Below are 25,174 nucleotides of genomic sequence, written 5' to 3'. Positions count from 1 at the left end.
CATTCCCCGCCTATCCCCCGTAGGAGCCGGCTTGTCGGCGAAGGGGCCCCCGGGTTTTGCGCAACTCTTGAAACTGCATTCGCTGGCAAGCCAGCTCCTACGGTTATCCACGGCTGAGGCTTGGGACGTTCGTGCCACGATTGGCGATTGCTCAACCCCCCGTCTCGGGCCTAAGGTTCTTGCCGTTCAATAACAAGAAAAGGAAGGACCTATGCGCATTCTGTTGTTCAAGACCCTGGCCCTGACGGCCGCCATCGCCGCCAGCAGCTCGGCCTTCGCCGTGACCCTGGAAGGCGGCGCGGTGGCCGCGCCCAACCAGTACGGCGCCGATGTCGCGGCGCAGATCCTCAAGAAGGGCGGCAACGCGGTGGATGCCGCGGTGGCCACGGCCTTCGCCCTGGCCGTGACCTACCCCGAGGCCGGCAACATCGGGGGCGGCGGGTTCATGACGATGTACATCGACGGCAAGCCGTACTTCCTCGACTACCGGGAAACCGCGCCCAAGGCCGCGACCCGGAACATGTACCTGAATGAAAAGGGCGAGGTGATCGAGAACCTGAGCCTGGTGGGCGCTCGCGCTGCCGGGGTGCCGGGTACGGTGATGGGTCTGTGGGAGGCCCACCAGAAGTTCGGCAAGCTGCCGTGGAGCGAGCTGATCACCCCGGCCGTGGGTTATGCGAAGAACGGCTTCAAGGTGGCGGACAAGCAGTACCAGTACCGCGAGGATGCGTTGAAGCTGTTCAACGGCACCACCAACTTCGGCGACTACTTCGGCAGCATGAAACCGGGCGAGACCTTCCGCCAGCCGGAACTGGCCGCGACCCTGGAGCGCATCGCCGACCAGGGCGCCAAGGAGTTCTACAGCGGCAAGACCGCCGACTTGCTGGTGGCGCAGATGCAGGCCGACAAGGGCCTGATCACCAAGCAGGACCTGCAGGACTACAAGGTCCAGTGGCGCCAGCCGCTGCAGGTGACCTTCCGTGGCAACACCCTGTACACCGCGCCGCCGCCCAGCTCTGGCGGGGTGGCCCTGGCGCAGCTGATCAGCATCAAGGAAGAGCGCGCGGCGGACTTCAAGGGTGTGGAGCTCAATTCAGCCAAGTACATTCACCTGCTGGCGGAAATCGAAAAGCGGGTGTTCGCCGACCGCGCCGACTACCTGGGCGACCCGGCGTTTTCCGATGTTCCGGTCAAGCAACTGACCGACCCGGCGTATCTGAAAAAACGCGCCGCCGAGGTCAACCCCAACGCCATCTCGGCTACCGAGAAAGTGCGCCCCGGGCTTGAGCCGCACCAGACCACCCACTTCTCCATTGTCGATGCCCAGGGCAACGCGGTGAGCAACACCTACACCCTGAACTGGGATTACGGCAGTGGCGTGGTGGTCAAGGGCGCGGGCTTCTTGCTCAATGACGAAATGGACGACTTCAGCGCCAAGCCAGGCGTAGCCAACGCCTTTGGCGTGGTGGGTGGCGATGCCAACGCCATCGCCCCGGGCAAGCGCATGCTGTCCTCCATGAGCCCGAGCCTGGTGACCCGCGACGGCAAGGTCACCCTGGTGCTGGGCACCCCCGGTGGTTCGCGGATCTTCACCTCGATCTTCCAGGTGCTGAACAACCTCTACGACTACCACCTGCCCCTGGAAAAGGCCGTGGCCGCGCAGCGCGTGCATCACCAGCTGCTGCCCAAGGACACGATCTACTACGACGCCTATGCGCCGCTCACCGGCAAGGTGGCCGACGAGCTCAAGGCCATGGGCTACACCCTGGAAGACCAGGGCTGGGAGATGGGCGATATCCAGGCCATCCGGGTCAATGGCACCGCGCTTGAAACCGCTTCCGACCCACGTGGCCGCGGTGTGGGCAAGGTCGTCAAATAACCGCTGAACCCCTGTAGGAGCTGGCCGGGCGGCGTTCCGCTTGCCGGCGAAAGGGCCCGCAAGCCTGGCGCCAGGTCGAGCGGCCTCTTCGCTGGCAAGCCAGCTCCTACCTTCGTTGTGCAGGCGCCGACGGCCGGCTGGTCGGAGGCGGCTCAATTCCGTAACATTCCCCGCCTTCTTTCCGCACTTCCCAGGGCCGCGCCTGCCGGTCCGTCTATCAGGTCAATCATGAAAGCAAAACGTCTGCGTGCCGATGTCCTGGCCGGACTCACCACCTCCTTTGCCTTGCTGCCCGAGTGCATCGCCTTCGCCCTGGTGGCCCACCTCAACCCGTTGATGGGCCTGTATGGCGCGTTCTTCATCTGCACCCTGACCGCGCTGTTCGGCGGCCGGCCGGGCATGGTCTCCGGCGCGGCCGGCTCCATGGCGGTGGTGATCGTCGCCCTGGTAGTGCAGCACGGGGTGCAGTACCTGCTGGCCACGGTGCTGCTGGGCGGGCTGGTGATGGTCGCCTTCGGCCTGCTGCGCCTGGGCAAGCTGGTGCGCATGGTGCCGCACCCGGTGATGCTGGGCTTCGTCAACGGCCTGGCGATCGTCATCGCCCTGGCCCAGCTGGAACATTTCAAGAGCGGCGAACACTGGCTCAGCGGCCAGCCGCTGTACCTGATGGCCGGGCTGGTGGCATTGACCATGGCCATCGTCTATCTGCTACCGCGCCTGACCCGGGCGGTGCCACCGGCCCTGGTGGCGATCCTCGGGGTCGGCGCGCTGGTGTACCTGCTGGGCCTGCCGACCCGCACCCTGGGGGACATGGCCCACATCGCCGGCGGCCTGCCGAGCCTGGCGCTGCCCCAGGTGCCGTGGAACCTGGAGACCCTGGGCATCATCGCGCCCTATGCGTTCCTGATGGCCATGGTCGGCCTGCTGGAAACCCTGCTGACCCTCAACCTCACCGACGAAATCACCGAAAGCCGCGGCTACCCGGACCGTGAATGCGTGGCCCTGGGCGCGGCCAATGTGGTCTCGGGAATGTTCGGCGGCATGGGTGGCTGCGCGATGATCGGCCAGACCGTGATCAACCTCAGTTCCGGTGGCCGCGGGCGTTTTTCGGGCGTGGTGGCGGGCGCTCTGATCCTGCTGTTCGTGCTGTTTCTCTCACCGCTGATCGAGCGCATCCCCCTGGCGGCGCTGGTGGGGGTGATGTTCGTGGTGTCGCAGCAGACCTTCGCCTGGGCGTCCCTGCGGGTGATCAACAAGGTGCCGCTCAACGATGTGCTGGTGATCCTCGCGGTGACCGTGATCACCGTGTTCACCGACCTGGCCATGGCGGTGTTCTGCGGCATCGTCATTGCCGCCCTCAACTTCGCCTGGCAGCAGGCCCGCGAGCTGTACGCCGACAGCCACCTGGAAGCCGACGGCAGCAAGCACTACCAACTGCACGGCACCCTGTTCTTCGCCTCCACCACGCCGTTTCTCAACCAGTTCGATCCGGCGGGCGATCCTCGGCACGTGACTGTCGACTGTCGCCACCTGAGTTTTGTCGACTACTCGGCCATCGCCGCGCTGAAAACCCTGCGCGAGCGTTATGCCAAGGCCGGCAAGCAGTTGCGGGTGCTGCACCTGTCCGAGCGCTGCAAGAAGCTGCTCAAGCGTGCCCGAGAGCATCACGACTGAGATCGGCCACCGCGGCAGTGGATGAAAATACCCACTGCCGATTTTCATAAGCCGGCCTTTCACTTAGCTGTTCGCGACAAAGCCTGCCTCTTTACGAAAATAAGTTTCACTCGGTTTGAAGTTCACTTTCCTAAGTGATTAATGAATTTCACAACCATTCGAAAGTGACGCTGTTTTCAAGGAGGACGCCATGGCTCCCGCTACGGGTTCTTGGCTGCTGGGCTACGCCGCAGTCGCCATCATTGCGCTGATCGTGTTGATCGCCCGCTACCGACTCAACCCCTTTATCGTCATCACCCTGGTGTCGGTGGGCCTGGCGCTGATGGCCGGCATGCCGCCTTCCGGAGTGGTGAGCGCCTACGAGGCCGGGGTTGGCAAGACCCTGGGGCATATCGCCCTGGTGGTGGCACTGGGCACCATGCTCGGCAAGCTGATGGCCGAATCCGGTGGTGCCGAGCAGGTGGCGCGCACCCTGATCGACCGCTTCGGCGAACGCAACGCCCACTGGGCCATGGTCTGCATCGCCTTCCTGGTGGGGCTGCCGCTGTTCTTCGAAGTGGGCTTCGTACTGCTGGTGCCAATTGCCTTCACCGTGGCGCGGCGGGTCGGGGTGTCGCTGCTGATGGTGGGCTTGCCGATGGTCGCCGGGCTCTCGGTGGTGCACGCCCTGGTGCCGCCGCACCCGGGAGCGATGCTGGCGGTGCAGGCCTATCAGGCGTCGGTGGGGCAGACCCTGGTGTATGCGCTGCTGATCGGTGTGCCCACGGCGATCATCGCCGGGCCGCTGTACGCGCGGTTCATCGTGCCGCACATCCACCTGCCGGCGCAGAACCCCCTGGAGCGCCAGTTCATCGCCCGCGAGCCGCGCCTGCGCCTGCCGAGTTTCCGCCTGACCTTGGCCACCATCCTGCTGCCGGTGGTGCTGATGCTTCTCGGCGGCTGGGCCAACCTGCTGGCCGAGCCCGGCACCGGCCTCAACCAGTTCCTGCTGTTTATCGGCAACTCGGTGATCGCCCTGCTGGTGGCCACCCTGGTGAGTTTCTGGACCCTGGGGCTGGCCCAGGGCATGAACCGCGAATCGATCCTCAAGTTCACCAACGAATGCCTGGCGCCCACCGCCAGCATCACCCTGCTGGTGGGGGCCGGCGGCGGCCTCAACCGCATTCTCATCGACTCCGGGGTGACCAAGCAGATCGTCGGCCTGGCCCATGAGTTCCAGCTCTCGCCGTTGTGGATGGGCTGGCTGTTCGCGGTGCTGATGCGGGTCGCCACCGGTTCGGCCACCGTGGCCCTGACCACCGCTTCCGGGGTGGTGGCGCCGGTGGCCGTCGGCCTGGGCTACCCGCACCCGGAACTGCTGGTGATCGCCACCGGCGCCGGCTCGGTGATTCTTTCCCACGTCAACGACGGCGGCTTCTGGCTGGTGAAGGAATACTTCAATATGACCGTCATCCAGACCTTCAAGACCTGGACCGTGCTGGAGACCCTGATCTCGGTGATCGCCTTCGGCCTGACCCTGGTCCTCGCGGAGTTTTTGTAGATGGACATCCTTTACCAGATCCGCTCGCGCCTGGATTTTCTCAGCGCCGGGGAAGGGCGGATCGCCCGGCTGATGCTCGACGATGTGGGCTTTGCCGCCTCTGCCAGCCTCGACGAACTGGCCCGCCGCGCTGAAGTCAGCGCCGCCACCCTGTCGCGCTTTGCCCGCAGCGTCGGCTGCCGCGACTTGCGCCAGTTGCGCCTGCAGCTGGCCCAGGCCAGTGGGGTGGGCAGCCGTTTCCTGGACCCTGCCGGCACCCCGGAACAGTCCGGGTTCTACCGGCAGATCGTTGGCGATATCGAAGCTGCGCTGCACCAGCATCTGGCCGGTTTCGAGGAGGCCCAATTCGCCGATGCGGTGCGCCTGCTGGGGCGCGCGCGGATGATCCACGCCTTCGGCATGGGCGGCTGCTCGACCCTGTGCAGCAGCGAGTTGCAAGTGCGTCTGGTACGCCTGGGCTACCCCATTGCCGCCTGCCACGACCCGGTGATGATGCGTGTCACCGCCGCCGCCCTGGGGCCGCAGCACGCGGTGATCGCCTGTTCGCTGACCGGTATCACCCCCGAGCTGCTGGAGGCGGTGGCCCTGGCCCGTACCTACGGCGCCGGGATCCTGGCCATTACCTTGCCCGACTCGCCCCTGGCGCAATTGGCGGATGTGCTGCTGCCGCTGCACAGCGCCGAGACCTCGCTCATCTACAAACCCACCGCGGCCCGCTACGGCATGCTGTTGGCCATTGATGTGCTGGCCACCGAGCTGGCCCTGGCCCTGCCCGACGACAACCAGGAACGCCTGCGACGGATCAAGCTGGCCCTGGACCATTACCGTGGCGGCGACGATTGCCTGCCCCTGGGAGACTGACATGCGCTACCACACGCTGATCCGCAACGCCCTGATCATCGACGGCAGCGACCGTCCCGGTTACCCCGCCGACCTGGCCATCCTCGACGGGCGCATCGCGCGCATCGGCGATCTGTCCGCGGCCAGCGCCGAGCAAGAGATCGACGCCGCCGGGCGGGTGCTGGCCCCGGGTTTCATCGATGTGCATACCCATGACGACACGGTGGTGATTCGCCAGCCGCAGATGTTGCCCAAGCTCAGCCAGGGGGTGACCACGGTGATCGTCGGCAACTGCGGGATCAGCGCCGCGCCGGTGACCCTCAAGGGCGAGCCGCCGGACCCGATGAACCTGCTGGGCGAGCGCTCGATGTTCGTCTACCCGCGTTTTCGTGACTACCGCGCGGCGGTGGATGCCGCGCGCCCGGCGATCAACGTGGCGGCGCTGGTGGGGCACACCGCGCTGCGCAGCAACCATCTGCCGGACCTGTTTCGCACGGCCACGGCCGATGAAATCAGCGCCATGCGCGGGCAACTGCGCGAAAGCCTGGAGGACGGCGCCCTGGGCCTGTCCAGCGGGCTGGCCTACGCCAGCGCGTTTTGCGCCGAGACCGATGAAGTGCTGCAACTGGCCCAGGAATTGACGGCGTTCGGCGCGGTGTACACCACCCATTTGCGCAGCGAGTTCGAGCCGGTGCTGGAGGCCATGGCCGAAGCTTTTCTGATTGGTCGCGCGGCCCGGGCACCGGTGATCGTCTCGCACCTCAAGTGCGCCGGCGCCGGCAACTGGGGGCGCAGCCCGCAACTGCTGGCGGCCCTGGAAAACGCCGCCCGGGAACACCCGGTGGGCTGCGACTGCTATCCCTACGCCGCCAGTTCCTCGACCCTGGACCTCAAACAGGTCACCGATGCCTACCGCATCACCATCACCTGGTCCACACCGCACCCCGAGCAGGGCGGTCGCGACTTGAGCGAGATCGCCGCCGACTGGGGCGTCAGCCTGCTGGCCGCCGCCGAGCGCCTGCAACCGGCGGGGGCGGTGTACTACGGCATGGATGAAAACGATGTGCGGCGCATCCTCGCCCATCCGCTGTCGATGATCGGCTCCGATGGCCTGCCGGAAGATCCTTTCCCCCATCCAAGGTTGTGGGGCGCCTTCCCCCGGGTACTGGGGCACTTCAGCCGCGACCTGGGCCTGTTCCCGCTGCACACTGCGGTGCACAAGATGACCGGGCTGTCCGCGGCGCGCTTCGGCCTGCACCAGCGTGGCGAGATCCGCGAAGGGCACTGGGCCGACCTGGTGCTGTTCGACCCGGCGCGGGTGCGCGACGTGGCGGATTTCAAGGAGCCGCAGCGCGCCGCGCAAGGCATCGATGGGGTCTGGGTCAATGGCGTGTGCAGTTTTGCCCAGGGCCGGGCCAACGGTGAACGCCAGGGGCGCTTCCTGCCCCGGGAAGGTGACCTGCGCCCGGGATTTGCATCCGCTGGCTGATTTGTTGACCTCCATCACAATGATGGCGCTGTGCTATTAAAGAATCCCCGAGCGGCGCCGAACTGCTGATAATCGCCGTCTGTATAGTCGGCTCATTTCAGTCAGGGAGTCGCGCAATGAGCTTTGGCAAAACCACCCCCATCCTGCGGATCTTCGATGAAGCCAAGGCCCGGGAGTTTTACCTCGATTTCCTGGGTTTCTCCCTGGATTGGGAACACCGCTTCGAAGCCGATTTTCCGCTGTACATGCAGGTCTCGCGGGGCGAGTGCGTGCTGCACCTTACCGAGCACCATGGCGACTGCTCGCCGGGTGCGGCCCTGCGGATCGAGACCGATGAACTGGAAACCTTCCAGCAGCAGTTGCTGGCCAAGCACTACCGCTTCTCCCATCCGCAGATCCAGGCCATGCCCTGGGGCAGCCAGGACATGACCATCAGCGACCCGTTCGGCAATCGCCTGGTGTTCACCAACGCCATCAGCGTGTAACGGGTTTCAGGCCTTGCCGGAGCTCTGCGCGCTCAGGCGGAACTGCCCCGGGGTCAGCCCGGTGCGGGTCTTGAAACTGCGGTGGAACGAGCGCGGTTCGGTGAAACCCAGGCAATCGGAGATGCCCTGGATCGACAGCTCGCTGTGGCGCAGATAGTGCTCGGCCAGCTCCTGGCGCAGGTCGTCGAGAATCTGCTGGTATGAAGTGCCAGCCTGTTGCAGTTGGCGCTGCAGGGTGCGTACCGACAGGTGCAGGTGCTGCGCCACCTGCTCCTTGCGCGGCAGGCCGTCCTTGAGCAACTGGCGCAGCACGTTGTGCACCTGCAAGGCCAGGGGCGCATCGCCCAGGGAAGCCATCATCGCCTGGGCATGTTCTTCCAGGGTCTTGAGCAGGCGCGCGTCGGCCTGGCGCAGGGGCATCTGCAGGTACTCCAGCGGCGCCACCAGCGCCGAGCAGGGTTGCTGGAACAGCACCGGGCAGCCGAACAACGCCTCGTACTGCGCCGCCTCGACGGGTTCCGGCAGGGCGTGTTCGAACCACACCGCGCTGGGCGACAACTGCGAATCGGCGATCCAGCGCGCATACAACAGCCAGGACGCCAGGACGTTTTCCACCAGGTGGCGGCGGATGTCCGGGCGCTGATGGCGGCAACTCCAGATCAGCCGCACCTGGTTGCCAGCGACTTCGGCGCGGCTGGTGCCCATGTCCCCCACCAGTTTTTCGAACGGCATGATGCGGCCCATGGCTTCGCCGAGGGTCGCGCAGTTCATGGTGATGTAGCCCAGCACATTCCACGAGCTGGGTTTGACGAAGCGCGCCGAATTGAGCCCGAACAGCGGATCGCCCGAGTGCTGGCAGAAGTAGTCCAGCAGCCGCTCATGCACCTCCATCGGCAGGCGCAGGCTGGTGTCGTTCAACTGCGCGGCGCTAAGCCCGGCCGCCGCCAGCGCCGGCTCGGTGGCAATACCCAATTGCTCCGCATAGAGCAGGTATTTCAGCAGGGGCGGGACCGAAGTAAAACCGAGGCTGGGCATGAACGGGTTCCTGGTGACTAATCCCTAGGACAGCAGGACGAAGACCGGGAAAGGTAAGGGCAAACCCTGATGGGTGTAAATGCTCGGGTCCGGGGATTGGCGCCTTTCGCCGGAAAGCCAGCTCCTACGGAGGGTGTAGGAGCCGGCTTGCCGGCGAAGGGGCCTGCGCGAATCAGACGCGGAAGTGGCTGACCATCATCTGCAACTGGCCGCCCAGGCGCGCCAGTTCAACGCTTGCGGCTGCGGTTTCATCGCTGGCGGCGGCGGTCTGTTCGGACACGTCGCGCACGTTGATGATGCTGCGGCTGATCTCTTCGGCCACGGCGCTCTGTTGCTCGGCAGCGGCGGCGATCTGCTGGTTCATCGACTGGATGTTGGACACGGTGCGGGTGATGCTTTCCAGCGAGGCGCCGGCCTTGCGGGTCAGTTCGACACTGCTGTCGGTCAGGCTGCGGCTGTTGTTCATCACGGTAGCCACTTGCTGGGTGCCGTTCTGCAGGCCGGCCACCAGTTCCTCGATCTCTTCGGTGGACTTCTGGGTGCGCTGGGCCAGGGCCCGCACTTCGTCGGCGACCACGGCAAAACCACGGCCGGCTTCACCGGCACGGGCGGCTTCGATGGCGGCGTTGAGTGCCAGCAGGTTGGTCTGTTCGGCCACCGCCTTGATCACGTCCATGACGCTGCCGATCTTGTCGCTTTCCTGTTGCAGCACGGTCATGGCGTCGGTGGAGCGCACCACTTCGCTGGCCAGGCGCTCGATCTGCTCGATGGCCTGGGCCACCACCTTGTCACCCTGGCGGGCTTCGCCGTCGGCGGCGGCCGCGGCCTGGGAGGCTTCTTCGGCATTGCGCGCGACTTCCTGCACGGTGGCGGTCATCTCGTGCATGGCGGTGGCCACCTGGTCGGTCTCGACTTTCTGGCTGTTGACCCCGGCGCTGGTTTCTTCGGTCACCGCGGACAGTTCTTCGGCGGCACTGGCGATCTGGGTCACGCCGTCGCGGATGCCGCTGATCAGCTCGCGCAGGGTCACGCCCATGCGCACGATGCCTTGTTGCAGCACGCCCAGTTCGTCGCGGCGGGTGACCCGCAGGTTCTCGGTCAGGTCGCCGGAGGCAATGCGCTCGACCACGGCCAGGGTTTCCTGCAGTGGGCGGGTGATCTGCCGGGTGATGATCACGGCGGCCAGTACACCGACCAGCAGCGCCAGCAGGGTGCTGATCAGCTGCAGGCTGCGGGCCTGGGCGCTCTCGATGTCGCGGCGGTCCAGCTGGATCTGGTACAGGGCGTCACTGCGGCTGACGATGTCGGCGCCCTGGTCGGTCATTTCCTTGCGCGCCTCTACGGCGTTGGTGAAGGCGACCTTGAAGGCCTGCAGCGAGCTGCGGTAGCCGCTCAGGGCGGTTTCCAGCTGTTGCAGGGCATCGCGCTGGGTGCTGCTGAAATGGGACTTGAGCTGATCCATTTCGGCAATCGCAGCGTTGAGCTGGGTGACGGCTTTCTGTTCGGTGTCCGGGTTGTTGGTGGTGACGTAGCCGCGCACTTCATAGCGCGCCAGCTGGAAGGCTTCCTTGGCCTGGGTGATGGCCTGGAACTGCGTAAAGCGCTCGTCGCTCAGGGGCAACTGCTTGACCCAGGAGTTGATCCCGTTGATCAGGTCATTGGCGCGTTCGGCGTTCTGGTTCATCGCCAGGCGTGCGGCGTCGCCGCTGCGGTAGGCATTGCGCATCTTGTTCAGCGAATCCTGATAGGCACTGATGGTCGCGCCCAGGCCTTGCAGGAGCTTGATGTTTTCCGGGCTCTGGAACGAGGCCAGGAGTTTTTTCTGCTGGGCGCTGAAATCGTCCAGGGTGTTCTGCACGCCTTGGGCGGCGGTTTCGTCGCCGTTGGCCAGCATGTACTGCAGGCGGGTGACCCGCAGCTTGGTCAGGCCGCTGTTGAGTTGAGTGATGTCGCTCATCCAGTTGCTGCGGTCGATCAGGCTGCCCAGGCTGGTCCAGCCGGTCAGTGCAAGGACGGTGGTCAGGGCCAGGACCAGGCCGAAACCCAGGCCCAGCTTAAGGTTGACGCTGATGTTGGCAAACCAACTACTCATTGAATTCCTCCAGGAACGTAGCTCTTCTTGATCTTGAGTTGGCTGGAAGATTGTTGTTGTTGGTGACCAGCAAGGTGTTTTGTAGGGGGTGTATCGGCGGGATGTGCCATAGCTGAAACGATTTCGTCGGCATTGTCCCAAGACAATGTTTTAGGCGATGGACGGCTATTTTGCGGGATGTGCCGCCGGTCCGTTGAGCTTTTTTTCACATTGATTTCACTCGGGTCCCACGCCCGGCGCCCTAGAGTCTGGGCGGTCGATGCCACAGGCATCGGCCAGCGTTCAATTGTCATCAGGCTTTCGTAGCCTTGCTGTGCGCTGCTCAACACATCGGAACATTCTCGTAAGGGCGGCTGGGAATTGACTACAAGACTGGTGTTGCCGGCGAGCAAGCGGCCCTTCCTGGGGCGCGTCCTGGTCCGTTACAAGAACCTGCTGGCGCTGCTGCTGGGCGCCTGCCTGGTGATTCCCCTGGGGCTGTTCCTGCTCCGGCCGGCCTCGGTGCCCGACCTGAGCCACGGCAACGGGGTCGGGCTCCAGGCCCTGACGGCCGCCTGGGACAAGGGCGAAATGATTGTGCTGGTGCGCCACATGGAGCGCTGCGACCGCTCCAATGCCGCGTGCCTGGGCCCGGCCGATGGCATTACCGACCGGGCCCGCGAGGTGGCGGTGGGGCTCGGCGCGCAGTTCGAGCACCTGGGCCTGGAGCGTACCGATATCTACAACAGCCCGTTGACGCGCACCGCGCAGACCGCGAGCTACATGTTCAGCAAGGTCAGCAGTGGCGATGGCTGGCTGTTCAACTGCAAGAACACCATGTTGCGCGATGTCATGGCGCACAAGGTCGCCGGGCGCAACCTGGTGCTGGTGACCCACAGCGAATGCATGGCGCAGATGGAGCAGGACCTGAAACGGGCGACCCCGACCCTGGGGTACGGCGCTTCCCTGTTCGTCTCCACCGATACCCTCAATGGCGCGCCGAAGATGCTCGGCCTGATCGAGGCCAGTGACTGGCGCTCGGTGAACCTCAAGCCCTGACCGCAGGCGGCCGCTCCGTGTGGCTGGCCTTCAGGGGCATAGGAAGCGGCTCAAGGTGCCAGCAGGTCCGGCTCGGCCGGTGGCGTGCCAGCCGCTGGCGGGGTGGCTGGCGGGCCGTCGTTGATGCGCTGCGGGCTGATCAGGTTGGTGAACTCCTCGATCAGGCGCTGGATCGCTTCCGGCGGCTGGCAGTCGCGAAACTCCATGCTGATCTGTACCTCGTCCGGGTCGCGTTCCTGGCCGTCACGTTTGCCGCTGCCGAAGGTGACGAAAAACTTCTCGCTCTGCAGCTCGCCGTTCTCCAGATCGTGGCTGGCCTTCTGCAGCTCGGTGGCCTGCATGCGCACCGACAGGTCGACAGTCATCTTGTGCAGGGCCAGGCCCTTGGGCGAGACCAGGGCAATCAGCGGCACATTGATGATGTGGTCTTCGTTGAGCGCCACCTCGACCATCTTGGCCTTCATCGGCGTGCCCAGGTCGTCGACGTTGTAGTCGAAGAACTGGTCGAACAACTTGATGTACTGCTGGGCGATCAGGTTGTGGGTGGCGGCTGCAGCCTGATGCATGCCGCGGGTGATATGGCTCAGGTCGCTGGCGGACATGGGCTCCTTGCTGCGAGAAAAAAACGCCATGGATCACGCTCCTTGTTCGGTGGCTGAAGTGCCCCGCCATGAAGGCGGGGCGGGTTACTGGGGCGAAGGCGCGATGTGGATCAACCGCCGGTGCCGGTTTTCTTCTCGTCCGCGGCATCGGGCATTTTCAGCGCGTTGGCGGTGGGCAGCTTGTCGGTGTCGGTTGGTTGAGTGCTAGGCAGCCGCACAGGCTTGGTGGCTGCGTCGGTGAGGAAGTCGATGACCCGCATCAGGGCTTCCGGTGGGTCCTGGCGGACGATCTTGGTGCTGATGGCGTAGCGGGCACGGGTGTCGGTCTTGCGGGTCTGGGTCGATTTGTGGCTCGCCGCGCCCTTGACCGAAACGCTGAACGGGCCCCAGCCCATCTTCGCCTCGAAACTGCCGGAGGCTTCGGTGCTGCTGGTGTCCTCGGCCATCTGGCTGATGGTCAGCTCGAACTCGATGGAGCCTTCCTCGATGGTGATGTTGGGGTGACTGATGGCCGCCAGCAACGGGATGCGCATCGACTTCTTCACGGTGCCCTTGTACACCCCCTGCTCATCCACCAGGGTTTCGTCATAGTCGAACTGCACCGAAACCGCCTGGCCGTTCTGAATGCACACGCCCATCAGGAAGTCCGCATAGGCTTTGCTCGCGGCGACCTGCGCCTGAATCATCGCCATCAACGGACCGGTGATCATCTTGTCCAGGGGCAGGGCGGCGATCACGCCGCCAATCAGGCCCTTATCGATATCTGCCATGGTCTAGCTCCTTGTTCTTTGTTGCGCGAAATGCGCCCTTGCAGGTTAAGAAAGCCGTGAAGGCCGATTCAGCAGGAATCGATTACCGGTGAGTGTTGGCATCCAGGCGGCGGATGTTGCCGATCTGCCGCAGGCTCAGGCCGTACTTGTCCGCCAGCACACTGCGGGAAATACCGCCCAGGCTTTCCAGTTGAATGTGCTGGTTGCGGATCTGCCGGCAGAAGTGGTCGGCCTTGGGGATCTCCAGGGCCAGGCCGGCGAAACGCTCGATCAGCGCGTTGAGGGCGTCGGGCGGCAGGATCAAAGCCAGGGAGGTACGTTCGGCGTGCTTGGGGATGTACTTGGGGCGGCCGCCGTATTCACGGGTCAGGTGGTAGGCATTTTCCAGTCCGATGCAGTCGATGAGGGCCTGGAGCGAGTGAGGGAGCTGGCGAACATCGATGAGTACGAGGTCTTTCACGTCCATTTGGTACCTCCTTGGAATTATGGATAAGGCTGGTTTGATCCTAAGGAGGTGTCTCGTCCTCTGTTCAGTGGGAAATTTCCCCCCTATTAAGGGGAACTATTACATTCTGATGTTGTATCGGTCGCTGGTGGTGCACTGGATTTTCCTAAACTGGATGAGGAAAAATCCATGTCACGCTACGCGATTGATTTCAGTTTTATCGCCGCTCTGGAGGGAGCTGCCATTACCCGCGGTTATGTGCCCGATCCGGACAAGAGCAAGAGTGGCGTCACGGTGGGCACAGGCTTCGATCTGGGGCAACGGAACGTAGAGGACCTGCAGGCGCTCAATCTGCCGGTGGACCTGATCCGGCGACTGACCCCCTACCTGGGGCTGAAGGGGCTCAAGGCCAAAGCGTTTCTCGACGGCCAGCCCTTGAACATCAGCAGTGACGAGGCGCTTTTGGTGGACGAGGCATTCAAGGCGCCCTTCGTCGATCTTCTGGCAGCGAACTACACCCAGGCCAGCGGAGTGGACTTCGCCCAACTGCCGGCACCGATGCAGACCGTTATCGCCTCGGTGGCCTTTCAGTACGGCAACCTGGCCAGTCGCACACCGAACTTCTGGGCCCAGGTGGTGGCCCGCGACTGGAAGAGTGCCCTGGCCAACCTGCGCAACTTTGGCGACAGCTACGGCACTCGCCGGCGCAAGGAGGCTGATCTGCTGGGCTCGCAGCTAACCTCGTAAGTGCTCGCCGCCCAGGCTCAAGGCCTGGGCGGCTTGCCGGTTTCAAGGGCAGGGGTAGGTTTGCAGCAGGCTGGCGTTGCCCATGTGGCTGGTGTCTTCGGGTTGTGTGCCGCTGGGCAGCGAGCGCCAGTCCACCAACAGGCACATGGCCTTGAGGGAAATGCCCTTGGCCTGGCCGATGGGGTTGGAAAACTCATAGCGGTACAGCGCCTGGGTGGTGTTCTGCGGGGTTACGCTGCTGGCATTGATCAAGGTGCTGCGAGCCATGTCCGGCAGTTTGTCCTGGGTGATGGTAAAGCGCGGTTGTTCACCCTGTTGGCTGAATGCGCCCTGGTCCCGAGAGCGTTTCCACAGCTGCTGCCACTGGCTGTTGCCGGCGGCGGTGCTCAGGGTGGCGGCATAGGCCTTGAGGGTGGCGGGTGGGAGATTGGTGGTTTCCAGGGCTTGGGCAGCGCTGGCCAGCAGGCTCAGGCCGAGGATCAGTGAACGCAGAATCAACATGGGAATATCTCCTTTTCCAGGCCGCAAGGGCCCGACACGAACATAGGGAAGATCCCGGCAACGAGGGTGTCGCCGGGGGCAAGGCTCAGCGGGCGTCGAGGTAGTCCCAACGCAGGCCTTCCTTGCTGCTCTTGGCGATCAGTTCCTTGGCCACGGTGTTCTCGATGGCGTTGTCGTTGATGTTTTCCACCCCAAGGATGTTTTGCGCCGCCAGTTGCTGGCGCAACTCGGCCTTCTGGGCAAGGGCCCGGCTCAGGGGGCTACTGATAACGGTGATGCTCATGCCTGACTCCTTTTCGGGGAAAGCCCGTCGTTGGGCAGGAGTCATGGTTTCAAGGGCGGCGGGCGGGTATCAGCGGGAAAGGGTTCAAGGGGCATGGGCGGCGGGGATGGGCAAACGGCACCTGATTCAGATGCCGTTTTTTTGCGTTCAGCCGGCCGGCGCCAGGTTGACGAAGTAGTAGGCCTGGCGGCCCACCATGAGGGTCTGCTGGATCTGCAGCGGCGGCTTGGGCGCCTCGGCGCCACCCAGTACCGCCATGTGCTGCGGTGACTCGCGCAAGAAGGCCAGCAGTTGCGCCTCGTTCTGCAGGTCCTTGAGCAGGCTCTGGGTGTAGAACACGCTGGCGCCGGCGATGCGCTCGTTGGCCTGGTACAGCGCCAGCTGGTGCCCGCTACCCTGCAACGCCATGATCCGGTCGGTCACTGGAACGAACGACAGTTCGCGGTCGGCCCTGGGCGCGGCCCATTGGGCGTTGGCCAGGTAGCCGCCGATCACCAGGGCCATGAGCGCTATCAGCCACCCCTTGCGCTGGCGCCCCACGGCACTCCAGAAACCCGTGCCCGGGGCCCGCTTGGCCAGGCGCTGGTAGAGCACTGCGCCATATTCCGCCGCCAGCACCGCCGCGGCCGGGGTCAGGGACATCAGGTACACCGTGCGCTTGCTCGAAGCCAGGCACAGCAGGGCGAACTGCGCCAGCAGCCAGAGGCTGAAAAACAGCAGGTAGCGGTTCTGCACCAGGGTTTTACGGAAATGCCACAGGCCCAGGTAAACCAGGATGTTCCACGGCAGGAAGGCCTGGGGCAGCTTGGCCAGGTAGTAGTAGAAGGGTTCGTAGTGTCCGGCCTCCTCGAAGGAGCCGTCGAAGCGCCCGACGCTGTTGGTCCACAGCACTTCCCCCAGGGCCTGCAGGCCGCCGCGCTGGTAGAGCATGTACAGCCAGATCATCAGCGGCACCAGCCCCAGCAGGGTCAGCAGGCCCGGGCGCAGCCAGTGGCTGAAGGTGAAGCGCTTGTCGATCAGGCTGTCGGCCAGCAGGTAGGCGAAGATCACCACCCCGGGCATGGCCAGGCCGAGCACGCCCTTGCTCAGGGTGGCGATGGCGATCCCGCCGGCGAACGCCAGCCAGGAGAGCAGCGCCGGCTGCTGCGCGGCCTGGCGTCGATGGGCCTGGAAAAACGCCAGCAGGGCCAGGGTTACCCCGAGGCTGAGCAGGGCATCTTCGCCCACGCCGCGCACGTTGCTCCAGTAACTGGCCATGGTGGCCAGCATCAGCCCGGCCATGGCCGCCAGGGCTGCCGGTCGGCCAAAGCGGCGCAGCATGGCGTACAGCAGCATCACGCTGAACAGCCCGGCGAAGGCCGAGGCCAGGCGCACCGCCAGGGGCGTGCCGCCGAAGGCGCGGATGGCCCCGGCATCGAGCCACAGGCTCAGCGGCGGTTTTTCCAGGAATGGCGTGCCGAACAGGCGCGGCGTGACCCAGTCATCGTCCAGGTGCATTTCCATGGCGATCCCGGCCACCCGGGCTTCGGTGGAACCTTGCAACTGGTGGTTGCCCAGGGCGAAGAAGAACAGCAGGCAGGCCAGCAGAAACAGTAGCGGAGCGGGTCGTGACATGAGTTGTGCGCCGGCAGGTCGAGGGGCGCAGCCGGAAGGCCGCGGGCAAGCCCGAAAGTATACGTAGGCAAGTCTTAACGAATTGTGAACAAGTAGGGGTAAAACGTGCGGATGTTCGCCGGCTGTGCGCGGGTTAGCCCATGGCCTGCTGGTAGGCGGCCACGGCTTGCGGGAACAGCTGTTCGTAGAGGGGGTAGGCGATGCCCAGCACGGTGATCTCGATGGCATCGGCGCCACATTCGGCGGAGTAGTCCTGAATGCTCACGCCCAGGGCAGGCACGGGTTGGTCGAGGTGGTGTACTACCAGGTGCAGCCCGCTCTGGCTCGCTCCTGCCAGTGCACGAACCTGCTGCTGGAGGCCGGCATAGGCCGGGGCGGCGATGAATTGGCCGAAGGCCACACCCATGGGCGGGTCGGCCGACTCCAGGGCCGACCAACCGAGCAGGGTCGAGCCCTGGTAGACCTTGAACCTTGCTGGAGCATCCGGGTGGGTGGGCATAGGGGGCTCTGGTGAGGGATCAGGTGAGGGCGCTTTCCTGCTGTTGCCGGCTGATGCGCCCGCGGCCCCAGGCCGACAGCGCCTCGATCACCGGCTGCAGCGATTGCCCCTCGTCGGTCAGGCGGTATTCCACCCGCGGCGGCACCTCGGCGTACACCGTGCGCGACACCAGGCCGGCGGCTTCCAGGTCCCGCAACTGCTTGGTCAAAAGACGTTGGGAGATCCCCGGCAGGCGCCGTTGCAGTTCGTTGAAACGCAGGAACTCGTTGGCCAGCAACTGGTGCAGGACCACGCCTTTCCAGCGGCCGTCGATCAGGTCCAGGGTGACCTCCACCGGGCAGCCTGGAATGTCCTGATAGTGTTTGTTTTTCATTGCCTGACGACCCTTTTGCGTAGCTGGTACGCAAAAGTACCCTACTTGTGCGGGCAGGGCATGAGGGATTTAAGTGTGCGCTTTCAATCGCCAAGGAAGCTCTGCAATGAAGGCCATCGCCTACCTCAAAGGCTCGCACCTGTCTGACCCCCACGCGTTCTGCGAGGTGCAACTGGACCCGCCGCCACTGGAACCCCACGACCTGCTGGTGGCGGTCGAGGCAGTGTCGGTCAACCCCCTGGATACCAAGGTCCGCGCCGGCCAGGTGGCGGTGCCCGACGAGGTGCGGACCCTGGGCTGGGACGCCAGTGGCGTGGTCCGCGCGGTGGGTAGCGCGGTGACCCTGTTCGCCCCTGGGGACGCGGTGTTCTATGCCGGCACCTTCACCCGCGATGGCGCCAATGCCGAGCTGCACCGGGTGGACGAGCGCTTGGTGGGGCACAAGCCGGCCAGCCTGTCCTTCGCCCAGGCGGCCGCCATGCCGCTGACCTCGCTGACCGCCTGGCAATTGCTCTTCGAGCGCCTGGGCCGGGTGCCCGGCGACCTCGCTGAACAGGGCACGCTGCTGATTGTCGGCGGTGCCGGGGGCGTGGGGTCGGTGCTGATCCAGCTGGCGCGCCGGCTGACCGCAATGACCGTCATCGCCACGGCTTCGCGGCCGGACAGCCGCCGGTGGTGCCTGGACCTGGGGGCCCATCAGGTGCTGGACCATTCCCGTTCGCTGGTGGAGCAACTGGCGGCCCTGGACCTGCCACCCGTGACCCATATTGCCGCCCTGACCCATACCCAGCGGCACTATGCCGAGCTGGCCCGGATCATCGTGCCCCACGGCCATATCGCGCTGATCGACGATCACGACTTTTTCGATGCGGTGCCGCTCAAGGCCAAGAGCGTGTCCCTGCACTGGGAGATGGTGTTCACCCGCGCCCTGTTTAAGACCCCGGACATGATCGAGCAGCACCACATCCTCAACCGGCTGGCGCAGTTGCTGGACCAGGGATTGATCCGCTGCACCCTGAATGAAGTCTTCAGCCCGTTCAACGCCGACAGCCTGCGCCGGGCCCATGAGCGCGTGGAGCAGGGCGGCCTGCCGGGCAAGGTGGTAGTGGCCCGCGACGCCCAGGCCATCGCCTCCTTGTAGGCGCTGGCTGGGTGGGCGCTGATTGGGTGCTGGCTTGCCAGCGAAGGCGGCACCACCTCTGGCGCAGGGCCGCAGGGCCTCTTCGCCGGCGAGCCGGCTCCTATGGAAGTGGAGTGTCGGGGAGGACTGATCGGCGCAGGTGGCGCCCGCTGCGCCACCAGAAGATGCCGCCGAGGAAGGCCCCAGAACAGCCGAACAGGGGCGCCATCGGCAGGTAGCGCGCCAGCCCTTCGGGCTCGGGTTCTTCATCCGGCGAGTCGGTGTAGAAGCTCGACGGGGCCAGGCTCATCACCAGCGGAATGGTCGGCATCGCCGCCAGTGCACCGCAGAACAGATAGATCAGCACATTGCGCCAGGCAAAGCGCTGGGCCAGCCAGAAGAACAGCACACAGGGCAGGACCGTGAAAATGCCGATCAGCACACCGCTCAACACCAGGGTCAGCAGGCCCACGAACAGGGTCTGGAGAATGATGTCCGTGTTCAACGCGCCGGCACTGGCCAGCATCCCCAGCATCATCAGCACGGCCACGAGCGTGGCCAGGGCCGTGACGCCGATGAAGTAGGCGGCGAACCAGTCTTCAGGCTGCACGGTACGAAGGGTTGGCGTTTTTGCGGGCATGGGAAATATCGCTTCTTGAGGTGAGTGACAAGGCCGGGGCCGGGGGAGCTTTCTTTGCCGGCATGCCGGCTCCTGCAGGAAGTAGTCAGCGCAGATGACGCCCGCTGAGCCACCAGGACATCGCTCCCAGAAAGGCCCCGCAAACGGCGAACAAGTGTGCCAACGGCGCATAGCGCTCAAGGATGTTGACGCCGTGCGGGAGGTTGAAAAAGCCGGGAGACAGGCTCACCACCATGGGAATGGCGGGCAGCGCCGCCAGGGCTCCGCCCAACAGGTAGATCCACAGATGGCGCCAGGTGAAACGCTGGGCCAGCCAGAAGAACAGGATGCAGGGCAGGGCGGCGACGGCGCCTATCACCGCCACGCTCACCAGCAGCGCCACCACGCTGAAAGACAGGACGTCGAGCAGATTGCTCCACGGGTCTCGGCTGCTGAACTGCACGACCAGGTTGACCAGCAATGTCAGGACCAGGGCCAGCGTCGCGACGCTGATGAAATAGGTGGCAACCCAATCAGAGGGCTCAACGGTGCGAAGGGATGTGGACGGCTGGGGCATGGTGGCAGTGGCTTCAGGCTGAGAATGACCGGAGCAAGGCTATCGGCAGCGAGCCTGTCTGTTTGTGGAGTTTGCGTGGTTTTTTCGCGGTCGACGCGCTCTGGTGGATGACGCCGGGGCAGAAAATCCCTTATACAGGCAGCGGCCCGTCGGTCGTGCACGGGCCCGGTTTGCACCCCCCACCCAGAAGGAGATGGACATGTTCAAGTTCCTGGATATTACCGAGTTGCCTCGTACCCCTGCGCATCGAGATACAGGCTCCGTCAGCGGAGCGATCAATGCCTGGGAGCTGAAAAATCGGGCTCTCAATACGAAGGGGTTTGTTACATGTCCAAAGAATTACTCGGAGTTTCTGCTGTAGGGCTGATGGTGCTGGGCGAGTTCTGCGCCATCTACAGTGAAGTGGTGGTGGCGCGGCTGGCCCATTCCGGCAACACCTCCGGTGCCGAACTGGCGTTGCCAGTGCTGATCATGTGCCTGGGCGGTATCTGCCTGCTGGCGGCCTACTGGCTGGGTTACGTGGCGGTGGGCGACATCTGGATCATCACCGTGGTCTCGGTGACGTCGCTGCTGCTCCTGGAGCCGCTGGTGATCTGGGCCCTGTTCCAGCAGGCGCCCGGGCGCGGTGCCTTGATCGGCTTCTGCCTCGGCGCGCTGGGGATGTTGTCCGCCGTGTTCCTCTAGCACGGCCTCGCTCCGGCTCGGGTCCTTCAGGCCCGGGCCCGGGCAAAATAGCGGCTGGGCGTCTCGCCCAATACCTTGCGAAACACACCGCTGAACGCGCTCGGGCTGCTGTAGCCCAGGTCGCTGGCGACCCGGGTCACGGCTTCGCCCTGGCCCAGGCGCACCACGGCAGCCAGCAGGCAGGCCTGCTGGCGCCACTCGACGAAGCTGATGCCGGTGTGCTGGCGGAACAGCCGGGTGAAGGTGCGGCGGCTCATGCCGGCGCGCTCGGCCATTTCATCGATCCCCAACTCCAGCGAAGGTTGCTCCAGCGCCTCGCGGCAGGCCCTGGCCAGCCGTGGCTCGCGGGGAAGCGGAGCATTGAGGGCAAGGGCCGGCATGGTCGCGACTTCATGCAGCAGCAGGTTCATCACCTGGCCCTGCACGCTGCCCACGGCGTAGCGCGGGGGAATGGCCGTGGCCCGCAGCAGCAACTGGCGCAGCAGCTCGGACACCTCCCGCACCTGGCATTGTTCCGGCAGGCCCAGGCGCTTGGCTGCCCGGGGCCGTACATAGGTGTTGAGCATGGTCACCGGCCCGCTCATGTGCATGGCGTGGGGCACGCCGGCCGGCACCCAGATGGCCCGCTGCGGCGGCACCACCCAGTTGCCCTGGTCGCTGAAGACGCTGATCACCCCCGTGGCCGCATAGGCGAACTGCCCGCGCCGGTGCTGGTGCTCGGCGAAGTACAGGCCGTCGGGGTAGTCGATGGCGGTGACCACCACATCCCGCGGGGTATTTTCGTAAGGATCGATATCGATGGGTTGCATGGCCCGAATCTACTGATAGTTGACCTGATACTGCAAGCGGGCCATGGCGCGCCGGGGCGATAGTTCGGCCCCGGCCGGGGAATGACCCGCGGCCGCCTGTCCTGGACCGCGCGACATGCAGAAAAAACACCTGTTCCTGGCCCTGCTGGTGACGGCCTTGTGGGGCCTGAACTTTCCCATCACCAAACTGGGCCTGGCCAGTATCGATCCGTTGCTGCTCACCGCCCTGCGTTTCACCCTGGCGGCGCTGCCCTGGGTGTTCCTGGTGCCGCGCCCGCCGGTGGCATTCGCCTGGCTGGCGGCCTACGGGCTGATTTTCGGCGTCGCCATGTGGGCGCTGATCAACCTGGGGATCGATCACGGCGTGGCGCCGGGCACGGCTGCACTGTTGATCCAGTTCAGTGCCTTTTTCTCCCTGGGCTGGGGCGTGCTGCTGTTCGGCGAGCGCCTGCGCCTGCAACAGGTGCTGGCCACGGCCATTGCCCTGTGGGGGCTGCTGCGGATCATTGGCGACAGCCCCGGGCATGCCACCAGCCTGGGTTATGCCCTGCTGCTGGTGAGTGCATTCAGCTGGAGCGTGGGAAACGTCATCATCAAGCGCTGCGGGGTGCGCGAGGTGTTTGCTTTCGTGGTCTGGGCGAGCCTGTTTGCGCCATTGCCGCTGCTGGCATTGACCTGGATAAGCCATGGTGCGGCGCCGTTTCTGCAACTGGCCGGGCAAGTGTCCGCCGGCGCGGCCTTGTCGCTGATGTTTCAGGTCTATGCTGCAACGCACTTTTGTTACTGGGGCTGGAACCTGTTGCTGCGCGAGTATCCGGTCTCCCGGGTGGCGCCCTTGTCGCTGCTGATCCCGGTGTTCGGCATGGCCGGTTCGGTGTTGATCCTGGGGCAGCGGCTTGGGGTCGAGGAGGGCATTTCCATGGGCCTGATCCTGCTGGCGCTGGCGGTGGGGCAGTTCGACTGGCGCCGGTTTTTCACCCTGGGTCGCCGTTCCCTGTAGCCGCTGCCGCAGGCTGCGAACGCTCCGGGCGGCACTGTCGCAGGAAGCGCAGGGACCCTGAGGCCGCCAGAGGTTTGCCAGGAGACCGCCAGGCAAGGCCCTGCGGGCCTTTTCGCAGCCTTGCGGGCTCGGCAGCGGCTACAGTCGGTGACAGTCGGCTGTGCGGAGCGGGTTTTTTATCCTTGTTCAGGCACCGTTCAGGGGCTGCGCGAGCAACATGTCCAGCCTTATGCCTCGCTTTGGGTGCGGCGCTTTCTGGTGGGGCGAAGATGGTTCGAGAAACGCGTTTGAGTATTGAGGCATGGGGTATTTACCTGGTGGCCCTGCTGCTGTTCACCTTTGGCATCTGGGACCAGCAGCCCCAGGGTTTCGACGGCCGTTGGGCGCTGTTCCTGCAGGAAATGTTCCGCCACGGCGCCAGCCTGTTCCCCACCACCTACGGCCAGCCATACCCGGACTACCCGGGCACTGCGACCTTCTTCAGCTACCTGTTCGCCCAGGCTTTCGGCGCCCCCAACCACCTGGCCAATATCCTGCCCACCGCGCTGGCCTCGGCCGGGGTGCTGGCGCTGCTGTATCGCTTGCTGGCGCCTTCGGGGCGCACCTGGGCACTGCTCGCGGTGCTGCTCACGGCGCTGACCAGCCAGCTGTTGGACAAGTCACGCTCGGTGTGCCTGGACCAGATGGTTTCCCTGCTGTGCCTGGGCACCTTCTACCTGCTGCACAGTGGCGAGCAACTGGGCTCCCGGCTGCGGTTGTGGGCGGTGCTGTCGCTGCTGGTGCTGGCCTTTGCCATTCGCGGGCCCCTGGGGCTGGTGGAAGTCTGCGGGGTGGCCTGCACCTACTGGCTGCTGGGGGAGAGCCGCACCCGCGAGGCGCGCCTGACGCTGATCAAACGGGTGCTCGCCTATGGCGTCAGTGGCCTCCTGTTGCTGGCCGGCTGCTGGTGGCTGCTGATGCAACTGGCCTATCTCGCTGGTGGCGAAGATTTCGTCCGTCAGGTCTACAACATGCAGGTGGTCGGGCGCCTGGATGAAAGTGGCGAGCCGTTCTACTTCTACTTCCAGCTGGCGCTGTACCGCTACTTCCCGGTGGTGCCCCTGGCCCTGGCGACGCTCTGGGTATTGCGCCGGCAATGGTCGCAGCGCCATGTGAACCCGCAGCTGCGCCTGGTACTTCGGCTGGGGGCCTGTGGCCTGATGATCCTGCTGGGCCTGTCGGTGCCGCACTTCAAGCGCGCCTATTACATCCTGCCCATGGTGCCGATGTTCGCTGCGGTGGCGGCCTACGGCCTGCTCACGGCCCGGGGCTGGCTGGGCAAGGTGCGCAGCGGCTACCTGTGGCTGGTGGGGCTGCTGCCGGGGCTGTGCATCCTGGTGCTGTTCGTCTTGCGCCACAGCTGGCACAAGCACGGTTACTGGCCGCCGGTGTCCATGCCGCTGCTGATCGCGATCTTCGTCGTGTTGCAGCTGCTGGCGCTGTATGGCTGGCGCAGGACCCTGGGCAGTTTCGGGCGGCGTCTGGTGCTGCTCAGCGGCTTGGCGCTGGCGGCGCAATGGACGTTGCTGGTGGCGGTGGTGGACCCGGCCAAGGACCTGCAGTTCGACACTAAGGCCTTCGTTTCCCAGGTGGAGCAGTTGCGCCAGGCCAGCCCCGGGCCGCTGGTGTTCTTCAACCTGGGCCAGGACACCTGGGCGGTGCGCTACATGATGAACCTGGACCACGACGAACAGCCGCTGTTCGTCAGCGGCGACGACCCCGGGCACCTGGACTCGCTGCCCCATGACTCCTTGGTGATCATCGCGCGCAAGGACCGGGGGCTGCTGGATAACACCTCCCTGGAGAATCAATTGCCGGTGTTCGAGGGGCGGCTCAACGACAACCCCTGCCTGGTGTTCCAGTTGCAATAAGTGCTTGGCAGGGCCTGGGGCGGGCCGTATTTTGGCCACTGTCATCCGCGGGATAACCAGGGAGTGGTCATGCAATATCAGGTTCGTCCGGCCGTGCCGGCCGATGCTCCACAGGTCAGCCAGGTGATCCTGGCGGCCTTGCTCGCCAGCAATGCCCAGGACTACCCCGCCAGTGTGATCGAGCGGGTCCAGGCCAGCTTCACCCCCGATGCAGTGCGCCAACTGATGCAGCGCCGGCAGATGTTTGTCGCCCTGGTGCACGGGGAATTGCGGGGCACCGCCAGCCTCGACGGGCGTGCGGTGCGTTCGGTGTTTGTCGACCCGGCCTACCACGGCCAGGGTCTGGGGCGGCAACTGATGGCCGCGGTCGAGCAGGCGGCGCTGGATTCGGGCCAGACCTCGCTGGTGGTGCCCTCGTCGGTCACCGCTGAAGGCTTTTATGCCCGCCTGGGCTTTGTCCGGGTACGCGAGCATTACGAGGGCGAGGAGCTGACGCTGATCATGGAGCGGGCCCTGGTGGCCGCCGAGACCGGGCCAGGGCTGGGCTGA

Annotated in this window: 27 protein-coding genes and 1 pseudogene; 13 read left to right on the top strand and 15 right to left on the bottom strand. The window is 65.0% G+C overall.

Translation table 11 applies throughout. The features are described 5' to 3' along the window. The first annotated feature begins 211 nt into the window (after nucleotides 1–211). From ggt to ACUXVH_RS09545, 6 genes are all read left to right on the top strand, one after another. Complete coding sequence (gene ggt / locus ACUXVH_RS09570) at nucleotides 212–1,879, top strand: gamma-glutamyltransferase (RefSeq protein WP_011059135.1); 1,668 nt, start codon at nucleotides 212–214, stop codon at nucleotides 1,877–1,879. A gap of 228 nt (nucleotides 1,880–2,107) precedes the next feature. Further along, nucleotides 2,108–3,553, top strand: a complete 1,446-nt coding sequence (locus tag ACUXVH_RS09565; RefSeq protein ID WP_065364664.1) for a SulP family inorganic anion transporter — start codon at nucleotides 2,108–2,110, stop codon at nucleotides 3,551–3,553. 190 nt (nucleotides 3,554–3,743) lie between these two features. Next, complete coding sequence (locus tag ACUXVH_RS09560) at nucleotides 3,744–5,093, top strand: GntT/GntP/DsdX family permease (protein WP_065364663.1); 1,350 nt, start codon at nucleotides 3,744–3,746, stop codon at nucleotides 5,091–5,093. Then, nucleotides 5,094–5,954: a MurR/RpiR family transcriptional regulator gene (locus tag ACUXVH_RS09555; protein ID WP_053156278.1), complete on the top strand. Its 861-nt coding sequence runs from the start codon at nucleotides 5,094–5,096 to the stop codon at nucleotides 5,952–5,954. 1 nt (nucleotide 5,955) lies between these two features. Beyond that, nucleotides 5,956–7,422 carry an N-acyl-D-amino-acid deacylase family protein gene (locus ACUXVH_RS09550; RefSeq protein WP_065364662.1) on the top strand — a complete coding sequence of 489 codons (1,467 nt, stop codon included), beginning with the start codon at nucleotides 5,956–5,958 and terminating at the stop codon, nucleotides 7,420–7,422. 116 nt (nucleotides 7,423–7,538) lie between these two features. Further along, complete coding sequence (locus ACUXVH_RS09545; RefSeq protein ID WP_019095177.1) at nucleotides 7,539–7,907, top strand: glyoxalase superfamily protein; 369 nt, start codon at nucleotides 7,539–7,541, stop codon at nucleotides 7,905–7,907. 6 nt (nucleotides 7,908–7,913) lie between these two features. Here the strand turns inward: ACUXVH_RS09545 and gliR are convergent, their stop codons facing one another. The 4 genes and pseudogenes from gliR to ACUXVH_RS09525 all read right to left on the bottom strand — a co-directional run bounded on the left by gliR (nucleotide 7,914) and on the right by ACUXVH_RS09525 (nucleotide 11,327). Then, complete coding sequence (gliR, locus tag ACUXVH_RS09540; protein ID WP_053156284.1) at nucleotides 7,914–8,942, bottom strand: AraC family transcriptional regulator GliR; 1,029 nt, start codon at nucleotides 8,940–8,942, stop codon at nucleotides 7,914–7,916. A gap of 172 nt (nucleotides 8,943–9,114) precedes the next feature. Then, nucleotides 9,115–9,828: a methyl-accepting chemotaxis protein gene (locus ACUXVH_RS09535; protein ID WP_370505855.1), complete on the bottom strand. Its 714-nt coding sequence runs from the start codon at nucleotides 9,826–9,828 to the stop codon at nucleotides 9,115–9,117. A 144-nt stretch (nucleotides 9,829–9,972) separates the two neighbouring features. Further along, nucleotides 9,973–10,899, bottom strand: a pseudogene (locus ACUXVH_RS09530) (methyl-accepting chemotaxis protein); the annotation flags it as partial. Between the two features lie 131 nt (nucleotides 10,900–11,030). Next, on the bottom strand, nucleotides 11,031–11,327 hold the full coding sequence (locus ACUXVH_RS09525) for a hypothetical protein (protein ID WP_138641097.1): 297 nt from the start codon (nucleotides 11,325–11,327) through the stop codon (nucleotides 11,031–11,033). A 67-nt stretch (nucleotides 11,328–11,394) separates the two neighbouring features. Here ACUXVH_RS09525 and ACUXVH_RS09520 point away from each other — a divergent pair, with 67 nt between their 5' ends. After that, nucleotides 11,395–12,072: a lipopolysaccharide core heptose(II)-phosphate phosphatase PmrG gene (locus ACUXVH_RS09520; RefSeq protein ID WP_065364661.1), complete on the top strand. Its 678-nt coding sequence runs from the start codon at nucleotides 11,395–11,397 to the stop codon at nucleotides 12,070–12,072. 50 nt (nucleotides 12,073–12,122) lie between these two features. Here ACUXVH_RS09520 and ACUXVH_RS09515 read toward each other — a convergent pair whose 3' ends face one another. From ACUXVH_RS09515 to ACUXVH_RS09505, 3 genes are all read right to left on the bottom strand, one after another. Further along, a complete protein-coding gene (locus ACUXVH_RS09515; protein ID WP_011059144.1) occupies nucleotides 12,123–12,704 on the bottom strand; it encodes a DUF2589 domain-containing protein in 582 nt (193 codons plus the stop codon). An 80-nt stretch (nucleotides 12,705–12,784) separates the two neighbouring features. Next, on the bottom strand, nucleotides 12,785–13,444 hold the full coding sequence (locus ACUXVH_RS09510) for a DUF2589 domain-containing protein (RefSeq protein WP_011059145.1): 660 nt from the start codon (nucleotides 13,442–13,444) through the stop codon (nucleotides 12,785–12,787). Nucleotides 13,445–13,526: 82 nt separating this feature from the next. Then, nucleotides 13,527–13,910, bottom strand: a complete 384-nt coding sequence (locus ACUXVH_RS09505) for a transcriptional regulator (protein WP_065364660.1) — start codon at nucleotides 13,908–13,910, stop codon at nucleotides 13,527–13,529. 168 nt (nucleotides 13,911–14,078) lie between these two features. Between ACUXVH_RS09505 and ACUXVH_RS09500 the strand changes: the two genes are divergently transcribed. Then, nucleotides 14,079–14,636 (top strand): pesticin C-terminus-like muramidase, encoded by a 558-nt coding sequence (locus ACUXVH_RS09500; protein WP_065364659.1) that lies wholly within the window; start codon nucleotides 14,079–14,081, stop codon nucleotides 14,634–14,636. A 42-nt stretch (nucleotides 14,637–14,678) separates the two neighbouring features. Here ACUXVH_RS09500 and ACUXVH_RS09495 read toward each other — a convergent pair whose 3' ends face one another. The 5 genes from ACUXVH_RS09495 to ACUXVH_RS09475 all read right to left on the bottom strand — a co-directional run bounded on the left by ACUXVH_RS09495 (nucleotide 14,679) and on the right by ACUXVH_RS09475 (nucleotide 17,906). Beyond that, nucleotides 14,679–15,137 carry a hypothetical protein gene (locus ACUXVH_RS09495; protein ID WP_065364658.1) on the bottom strand — a complete coding sequence of 153 codons (459 nt, stop codon included), beginning with the start codon at nucleotides 15,135–15,137 and terminating at the stop codon, nucleotides 14,679–14,681. Nucleotides 15,138–15,222: 85 nt separating this feature from the next. Continuing rightward, entirely contained in the window at nucleotides 15,223–15,420 is a 198-nt protein-coding gene (locus tag ACUXVH_RS09490) for a hypothetical protein (RefSeq protein WP_065364657.1), read from the bottom strand. Nucleotides 15,421–15,567: 147 nt separating this feature from the next. After that, nucleotides 15,568–17,034, bottom strand: coding sequence for an ArnT family glycosyltransferase (locus tag ACUXVH_RS09485; protein ID WP_065364656.1), 1,467 nt, complete (start codon nucleotides 17,032–17,034; stop codon nucleotides 15,568–15,570). Nucleotides 17,035–17,167: 133 nt separating this feature from the next. Continuing rightward, entirely contained in the window at nucleotides 17,168–17,533 is a 366-nt protein-coding gene (locus ACUXVH_RS09480) for a hypothetical protein (RefSeq protein ID WP_169893843.1), read from the bottom strand. A 19-nt stretch (nucleotides 17,534–17,552) separates the two neighbouring features. Beyond that, a complete protein-coding gene (locus tag ACUXVH_RS09475; protein WP_047283843.1) occupies nucleotides 17,553–17,906 on the bottom strand; it encodes a winged helix-turn-helix transcriptional regulator in 354 nt (117 codons plus the stop codon). Between the two features lie 106 nt (nucleotides 17,907–18,012). On the opposite strand from ACUXVH_RS09475, the gene ACUXVH_RS09470 reads away from it, so the two are divergent. After that, on the top strand, nucleotides 18,013–19,047 hold the full coding sequence (locus ACUXVH_RS09470) for a zinc-binding alcohol dehydrogenase family protein (protein WP_065364655.1): 1,035 nt from the start codon (nucleotides 18,013–18,015) through the stop codon (nucleotides 19,045–19,047). 100 nt (nucleotides 19,048–19,147) lie between these two features. Here the strand turns inward: ACUXVH_RS09470 and ACUXVH_RS09465 are convergent, their stop codons facing one another. Then, nucleotides 19,148–19,666, bottom strand: a complete 519-nt coding sequence (locus tag ACUXVH_RS09465) for a hypothetical protein (protein WP_065364654.1) — start codon at nucleotides 19,664–19,666, stop codon at nucleotides 19,148–19,150. An 85-nt stretch (nucleotides 19,667–19,751) separates the two neighbouring features. Next, the gene (locus ACUXVH_RS09460) at nucleotides 19,752–20,222 is read right to left on the bottom strand and encodes a hypothetical protein (protein WP_065364653.1); all 471 of its coding nucleotides are present in this window, start codon (nucleotides 20,220–20,222) and stop codon (nucleotides 19,752–19,754) included. Between the two features lie 366 nt (nucleotides 20,223–20,588). On the opposite strand from ACUXVH_RS09460, the gene ACUXVH_RS09455 reads away from it, so the two are divergent. Then, entirely contained in the window at nucleotides 20,589–20,906 is a 318-nt protein-coding gene (locus tag ACUXVH_RS09455) for a hypothetical protein (protein ID WP_011059155.1), read from the top strand. A 26-nt stretch (nucleotides 20,907–20,932) separates the two neighbouring features. Here ACUXVH_RS09455 and ACUXVH_RS09450 read toward each other — a convergent pair whose 3' ends face one another. Continuing rightward, entirely contained in the window at nucleotides 20,933–21,715 is a 783-nt protein-coding gene (locus ACUXVH_RS09450) for an AraC family transcriptional regulator (RefSeq protein ID WP_123397686.1), read from the bottom strand. 115 nt (nucleotides 21,716–21,830) lie between these two features. Here ACUXVH_RS09450 and ACUXVH_RS09445 point away from each other — a divergent pair, with 115 nt between their 5' ends. From ACUXVH_RS09445 to ACUXVH_RS09435, 3 genes are all read left to right on the top strand, one after another. Continuing rightward, nucleotides 21,831–22,715, top strand: a complete 885-nt coding sequence (locus ACUXVH_RS09445; protein ID WP_015634081.1) for an EamA family transporter — start codon at nucleotides 21,831–21,833, stop codon at nucleotides 22,713–22,715. A 269-nt stretch (nucleotides 22,716–22,984) separates the two neighbouring features. Beyond that, nucleotides 22,985–24,625, top strand: coding sequence for an ArnT family glycosyltransferase (locus tag ACUXVH_RS09440; RefSeq protein WP_065364651.1), 1,641 nt, complete (start codon nucleotides 22,985–22,987; stop codon nucleotides 24,623–24,625). Nucleotides 24,626–24,694: 69 nt separating this feature from the next. Then, a complete protein-coding gene (locus ACUXVH_RS09435) occupies nucleotides 24,695–25,174 on the top strand; it encodes a GNAT family N-acetyltransferase (protein ID WP_041115866.1) in 480 nt (159 codons plus the stop codon).

The sequence above is a fragment of the Pseudomonas sp. 8(2025) genome (genome assembly GCF_052665325.1).
This window is presented reverse-complemented; position numbering and strand designations above follow the sequence as displayed.

What these genes read in the sequence shown, in the direction of transcription:
- ACUXVH_RS09510 (WP_011059145.1), bottom strand. Translation starts at nt 13,444, where the DNA reads ATGGCAGATATCGATAAGGGCCTGATTGGCGGCGTGATCGCCGCCCTG.
- ACUXVH_RS09445 (WP_015634081.1), top strand. Translation starts at nt 21,831, where the DNA reads ATGCAGAAAAAACACCTGTTCCTGGCCCTGCTGGTGACGGCCTTGTGG.
- ACUXVH_RS09550 (WP_065364662.1), top strand. Translation starts at nt 5,956, where the DNA reads ATGCGCTACCACACGCTGATCCGCAACGCCCTGATCATCGACGGCAGC.
- ACUXVH_RS09440 (WP_065364651.1), top strand. Translation starts at nt 22,985, where the DNA reads ATGGTTCGAGAAACGCGTTTGAGTATTGAGGCATGGGGTATTTACCTG.
- ACUXVH_RS09475 (WP_047283843.1), bottom strand. Translation starts at nt 17,906, where the DNA reads ATGAAAAACAAACACTATCAGGACATTCCAGGCTGCCCGGTGGAGGTC.
- ACUXVH_RS09435 (WP_041115866.1), top strand. Translation starts at nt 24,695, where the DNA reads ATGCAATATCAGGTTCGTCCGGCCGTGCCGGCCGATGCTCCACAGGTC.
- ggt (WP_011059135.1), top strand. Translation starts at nt 212, where the DNA reads ATGCGCATTCTGTTGTTCAAGACCCTGGCCCTGACGGCCGCCATCGCC.
- ACUXVH_RS09545 (WP_019095177.1), top strand. Translation starts at nt 7,539, where the DNA reads ATGAGCTTTGGCAAAACCACCCCCATCCTGCGGATCTTCGATGAAGCC.
- ACUXVH_RS09485 (WP_065364656.1), bottom strand. Translation starts at nt 17,034, where the DNA reads ATGTCACGACCCGCTCCGCTACTGTTTCTGCTGGCCTGCCTGCTGTTC.
- gliR (WP_053156284.1), bottom strand. Translation starts at nt 8,942, where the DNA reads ATGCCCAGCCTCGGTTTTACTTCGGTCCCGCCCCTGCTGAAATACCTG.
- ACUXVH_RS09565 (WP_065364664.1), top strand. Translation starts at nt 2,108, where the DNA reads ATGAAAGCAAAACGTCTGCGTGCCGATGTCCTGGCCGGACTCACCACC.
- ACUXVH_RS09495 (WP_065364658.1), bottom strand. Translation starts at nt 15,137, where the DNA reads ATGTTGATTCTGCGTTCACTGATCCTCGGCCTGAGCCTGCTGGCCAGC.
- ACUXVH_RS09560 (WP_065364663.1), top strand. Translation starts at nt 3,744, where the DNA reads ATGGCTCCCGCTACGGGTTCTTGGCTGCTGGGCTACGCCGCAGTCGCC.
- ACUXVH_RS09500 (WP_065364659.1), top strand. Translation starts at nt 14,079, where the DNA reads ATGTCACGCTACGCGATTGATTTCAGTTTTATCGCCGCTCTGGAGGGA.
- ACUXVH_RS09465 (WP_065364654.1), bottom strand. Translation starts at nt 19,666, where the DNA reads ATGCCCGCAAAAACGCCAACCCTTCGTACCGTGCAGCCTGAAGACTGG.
- ACUXVH_RS09470 (WP_065364655.1), top strand. Translation starts at nt 18,013, where the DNA reads ATGAAGGCCATCGCCTACCTCAAAGGCTCGCACCTGTCTGACCCCCAC.
- ACUXVH_RS09535 (WP_370505855.1), bottom strand. Translation starts at nt 9,828, where the DNA reads ATGCACGAGATGACCGCCACCGTGCAGGAAGTCGCGCGCAATGCCGAA.
- ACUXVH_RS09460 (WP_065364653.1), bottom strand. Translation starts at nt 20,222, where the DNA reads ATGCCCCAGCCGTCCACATCCCTTCGCACCGTTGAGCCCTCTGATTGG.
- ACUXVH_RS09555 (WP_053156278.1), top strand. Translation starts at nt 5,094, where the DNA reads ATGGACATCCTTTACCAGATCCGCTCGCGCCTGGATTTTCTCAGCGCC.
- ACUXVH_RS09450 (WP_123397686.1), bottom strand. Translation starts at nt 21,715, where the DNA reads ATGCAACCCATCGATATCGATCCTTACGAAAATACCCCGCGGGATGTG.
- ACUXVH_RS09505 (WP_065364660.1), bottom strand. Translation starts at nt 13,910, where the DNA reads ATGGACGTGAAAGACCTCGTACTCATCGATGTTCGCCAGCTCCCTCAC.
- ACUXVH_RS09455 (WP_011059155.1), top strand. Translation starts at nt 20,589, where the DNA reads ATGGTGCTGGGCGAGTTCTGCGCCATCTACAGTGAAGTGGTGGTGGCG.
- ACUXVH_RS09490 (WP_065364657.1), bottom strand. Translation starts at nt 15,420, where the DNA reads ATGAGCATCACCGTTATCAGTAGCCCCCTGAGCCGGGCCCTTGCCCAG.
- ACUXVH_RS09515 (WP_011059144.1), bottom strand. Translation starts at nt 12,704, where the DNA reads ATGGCGTTTTTTTCTCGCAGCAAGGAGCCCATGTCCGCCAGCGACCTG.
- ACUXVH_RS09525 (WP_138641097.1), bottom strand. Translation starts at nt 11,327, where the DNA reads ATGACAATTGAACGCTGGCCGATGCCTGTGGCATCGACCGCCCAGACT.
- ACUXVH_RS09480 (WP_169893843.1), bottom strand. Translation starts at nt 17,533, where the DNA reads ATGCCCACCCACCCGGATGCTCCAGCAAGGTTCAAGGTCTACCAGGGC.